Consider the following 4,343-nt stretch of genomic DNA (forward strand, 5'->3'; position numbering starts at 1 on the left):
GACCGCTCCGTCCTCCGGCAACGGCGTCTACGCCTACGGCGGCTCCAGCTTGTTCCCGACCAACACCTACCAGAACACCAATTACTGGGTCGACGTCGTCTTCAACCCGAATAGCAGCGCTACCAACCAGGCGCCGAACGCAGTCAACGACACCGGCCCGGCGGTGACCCGCAACAGCGCCGTAACCTTTGCGACCTCGACGCTGCTTGCCAACGACACCGACCCGAACGGCGACGCCCTGTCGATCACCAACGTGAGCGGGCCGACCAACGGAACCGTCTCGCTCAACACCACCAATGCGACAGTCACCTTCACGCCGACGACCGGCTACACGGGAGCGGCCGGCTTCACCTACGCGATCTCGGACGGGCGCGGCGGCACATCGTCTGCCAACGTCACCCTCACCGTGTCGGCGCCCGGCACCGCGCCGGTAAGCCTGTTCTCGTCTTCCTCGACACCAGCGGCGACCAACACCAACGACCTCAACCCGGTCGAGCTCGGCGTGAAGTTCCAGGCCTCCAGCGCCGGCACGATCAGCGCGATTAAGTTCTACAAGGGCAGCCAGAATACGGGCACCCATATCGGTACGCTCTGGTCGAGTACCGGCCAGGCTCTCGCCACCGCGACCTTCACAGGCGAGAGCGCAAGCGGCTGGCAGACCGCCACCTTCTCGAGCCCGGTGACGCTGACGCCCGGCGCCACCTACACCGCCTCCTACCACACCAATGCCGGCCGCTACTCGAACACCGCCAACGCCTTCGCGAACGCAGTGACGAGCGGGCCGCTGACCGCACCGGCGAGCGATACGTCGGGTGGCAACGGCGTCTTCGCTTACGGCAGCACCAGCCTGTTCCCGACTCAATCCTTCAACCGGTCCAACTACTGGGTCGACGTCGTCTTCAATCCCTCAGCTGCCGCCTAAAAAATCATCATCTCTTAGTTCTTATTTCCGAGTATATCTCATGATTTTGATGAGTATCATCAAATACATAGTTCACGGATTTATAACAAGAGGAGAGATCATATTCGTGAAATTCTGGTGACTGGAAGTGGACTGTATTGGCAAATGGTCACGCTCAGTCTGGAGGTCGACCCCCAATCCTCAAAAAATTCTTGCGTGGCCCACAGCCTGGACCGAATGGAGGCCGTTGTGGATGTCCTCAACCCGACGTGGCCGCTGCGACCCAAGAGGTTCCGAGCTTCGGCATGAGTCGCACGTAGACGAGCTCACTCATTAGTTCGACGAGGGTCTGCGTGACGACGACGGCGGGTAGAAGCGGAACCGCTCCCGGAACCGCTAACGCAAGCGGTTGCGGATTCCGAAGGAAGCCGGCCACCTCTTCCGAGACGAAGCCGGCCAGCGTTCCGATTTGATGCCGGCCACCTTTCCGAGATGAAGCCGGCCAGCCTGTAGCCGAAATCGGCGGCGGTTTTCCCGTGGGTCAGCAACCGCGGCAATCCTGTCCTCGACGACGAGGAGAGCGGAATGCCGGCCAGGAGAGAGCTGACCATGCGACAGATCAGACAGATGCTGCGGCTCGCCCACGACGGTGTGAGTTCGCGCGAGATCGGACGAACACTGGGCATTGCCCGCTCCACCGTGCAGGACAACCTCGCCAGGGCGAGCGCCGCCGGCGTGACCTGGCCGCTCGGCCCCGAGGTCAGCGACGCGATGCTGGAGCAGCGCCTGTTCGCCCGAGCCGGAGTGAAGCAGGGACTGCGTAGGCTGCCCGAACCGGACTGGCCGTCGCTGGTGCGGGAGATGCGCCGGCCCGGGGTCAACCTGACGGTGCTGTGGGAGGAGTACCGGGAGGCTCATCCGGAGGGCTACGGCTACTCTCGCTTCTGCGACCTCTACCGCGAGCTCGAGGGCCGTCTCACGCCGGTGATGCGCCAGCACCACGCGGCCGGTGACAAGATCTTCGTCGACTACTCCGGCAAGAAGATCGGGATCGTCGATCCTGCCACGGGCGTCGTACGCGAGGCCGAGATCTTCGTGGCAGTGCTCGGCGCGTCGAGCCTGACCTACGCCGAGGCAACCTGGACCCAGGCGTTGCCCGACTGGATCGGCGCCCACGTTCGCCTGTTCCGCTTCCTTGGCGGCGTTCCCCGCCTCGTCGTGCCCGACAACCTCAAGAGCGGGGTGCACAAGGCCTCGTTCTATGACCCGGAGATCAACCGCTCCTACGGCATGATGGCTGACCACTACGGTATCGGGATCCTGCCGGCGCGGCCCCGCAAGCCACGCGACAAGGCCAAAGTGGAAGCCGGCGTCCGCTTTGCCCAGAGCTACATCCTGGGACGGCTGCGCCGGCAGACGTTCTTCTCACTGGCCGAATGCAACGCCGCAATTGCCGAGATGGTGGAGCGCATCAACGCTCATCTCATGCGCCGGCTCGGGACCACGCGTCGCGCCCTGTTCGAGGCGATCGAGCGGGCAACTCTGCGTCCGCTGCCGGAGGAGGACTACATCTTCGCCGAGTGGCGGCTGGCCCGGGTCAACCTCGACTACCACATCGAGGCGGGCGGGTTCCTGTACTCGGTGCCCCATGCCCTGATCCGCGAGCAGGTCGACGTCCGCCTCACGGCGCACACGGTCGAGGTGTTCCACCGCGGTCAGCGCGTCGCCGCTCACGAACGTCGTTACGGCGGCCGGCGCCACGGGACCGATCCCGCGCACATGCCCAGCGCGCATCGGCGCTACGCCGAGTGGAGCCCCGAGCGCTTCCGGCGCTGGGCACGCAGCATCGGACCGGAGACCGAAGGGCTGGTCATCGCCGTCCTCCATGATCGGCCGCATCCCGAACAGGGCTTCCGCACCTGCCTCGGCATCCTGCGCCTCTATCGCGGGCTCGCCCCTGGCCGGGCGGAGGCCGCTTCGGCTCGGGCCGTGGCCATCGGGGCGCTCACCTACGCGAGCATTGCCTCGATCCTGGCCAACGGTCTGGAGCGCGCCGCAGCGCCTCCCGAGCCAGCCCCGGTGCTGCTCCATCCCAACCTGCGCGGCCCGCGCTACTTCCAGTGACGGAGACGATGATGCTGACCCATCCCACTCTCGATCTCCTGCACGACCTCGGCCTGAGCGGCATGGCGGCGGGGTTCAAGACGCTCGAGGCCAACCCGGAGGCCAGTGCGCTCGACCACGCCGAGTGGCTCGGTTTGCTGCTCGAGCACGAGGCGACGGCGCGCCGCCAGAAGCGCTTCGAGACCCGCGCCCGTGCGGCCCGCCTGCGTCACCCCGCAAGCATCGAGGACGTCGACTACCGCAGCCATCGCGGCCTGGATCGGGCCCTGTTCCTCAGGCTCGCCACCGGCGACTGGATCCGAACCCGGCGCAACCTCGTCATCACCGGCCCGTGCGGCCTCGGCAAAAGCTGGCTGGCTTGCGCGCTCGGGCACAAGGCCTGTCGAGACGACTTCTCGGTCCTGTACTACCGGGTCCCGCGCCTGTTTGCGGCGCTCGGCCTTGCCCGTGGCGACGGCCGCTACGGCCGGCTGCTGCGTCAGATCGCCAAGGTGAACCTGCTGATCCTCGACGATTGGGGACCCGAGCCGCTCCTGCCCGAGCAAGCCCGCGACCTCCTGGAGATCGTCGAGGATCGCTACGACGCCGGCTCGACCTTGATCACCAGCCAGGTGCCGGTGGACCGCTGGTACGAGATCATCGGCATCCCGACACTGGCTGACGCCGTTCTCGACCGGCTCGTCCACAACGCTAATCGCATCGAGCTGGCCGGCGAGAGCCTGCGCAAGCGCAAGGCTGCCGAGCCCGCCGCTTGACCCGTTGACCCAACCTCGTGATCTTCCTCTCTGACCCGTGGGAGCACCCCGTCACCGGCCGCCTTCAGATCGGGCCGGTGGCCGGCTTCGCTTTGGAGTGATGGCCGGCATCAGATCGGAACACCCGGCCGGCTTCGTCGGAATACGCAGTCCGGATCTCCAGTCCAGAACCTGGACGAAGCTTCGGAGAGAGGGTCAGGCCGCCCGGCGGCTATGTGCCTTGCCTCGGCGCGAAACCCCGAGGCCCTTGCGGGCTTCGCACTTGAGGCCATGGCTATGCCAGCCCTCAGCAGGAGCCTGTTGCCAGCCATGATGGCAGCCGTGGGCCGCAGCAGGGCCGATCCACAGAATGAACCGCTCCGGGTTTCCCGGAGGCTCCAACTTCTGAGAGGATGGAGCCATGACGAAGCGAACAGCCCCGTTTTCCCCCGAGGTGCGCGAGCGCGCGGTGCGGATGGTGCGCGACCACGAGGGCGAGCACGGCTCGCAGTGGTCGGCGATCCAGTCGATTGCGGCCAAGATCGGCTGCTCGGGCGAGACGGTCTGGGATTCAGTCGCACAGT

Annotated in this window: 3 protein-coding genes and 1 pseudogene; all 4 read left to right on the top strand. The window is 66.1% G+C overall.

Features of this window, described 5'->3' with window-relative positions:
• Window positions 1-922, top strand: a 922-nt coding sequence (locus VQ02_RS31845; RefSeq protein WP_048448274.1) for a DUF4082 domain-containing protein, incomplete at its 5' end; no start/stop codon positions are given.
• A gap of 564 nt (window positions 923-1,486) precedes the next feature.
• Window positions 1,487-3,025, top strand: coding sequence for an IS21 family transposase (gene istA / locus VQ02_RS31850; protein WP_048448275.1), 1,539 nt, complete (start codon window positions 1,487-1,489; stop codon window positions 3,023-3,025).
• 11 nt (window positions 3,026-3,036) lie between these two features.
• Window positions 3,037-3,780 carry an IS21-like element helper ATPase IstB gene (gene istB / locus VQ02_RS31855; protein WP_048448276.1) on the top strand — a complete coding sequence of 248 codons (744 nt, stop codon included), beginning with the start codon at window positions 3,037-3,039 and terminating at the stop codon, window positions 3,778-3,780.
• 400 nt (window positions 3,781-4,180) lie between these two features.
• Window positions 4,181-4,343, top strand: a pseudogene (locus VQ02_RS37750) (IS3 family transposase); the annotation flags it as partial.

The sequence above is a fragment of the Methylobacterium variabile genome (assembly GCF_001043975.1).
In the GTDB taxonomy this organism is placed as follows: domain Bacteria; phylum Pseudomonadota; class Alphaproteobacteria; order Rhizobiales; family Beijerinckiaceae; genus Methylobacterium; species Methylobacterium variabile.

What these genes read in the sequence shown, in the direction of transcription:
- istA (WP_048448275.1), top strand. Translation starts at nt 1,487, where the DNA reads ATGCCGGCCAGGAGAGAGCTGACCATGCGACAGATCAGACAGATGCTG.
- istB (WP_048448276.1), top strand. Translation starts at nt 3,037, where the DNA reads ATGCTGACCCATCCCACTCTCGATCTCCTGCACGACCTCGGCCTGAGC.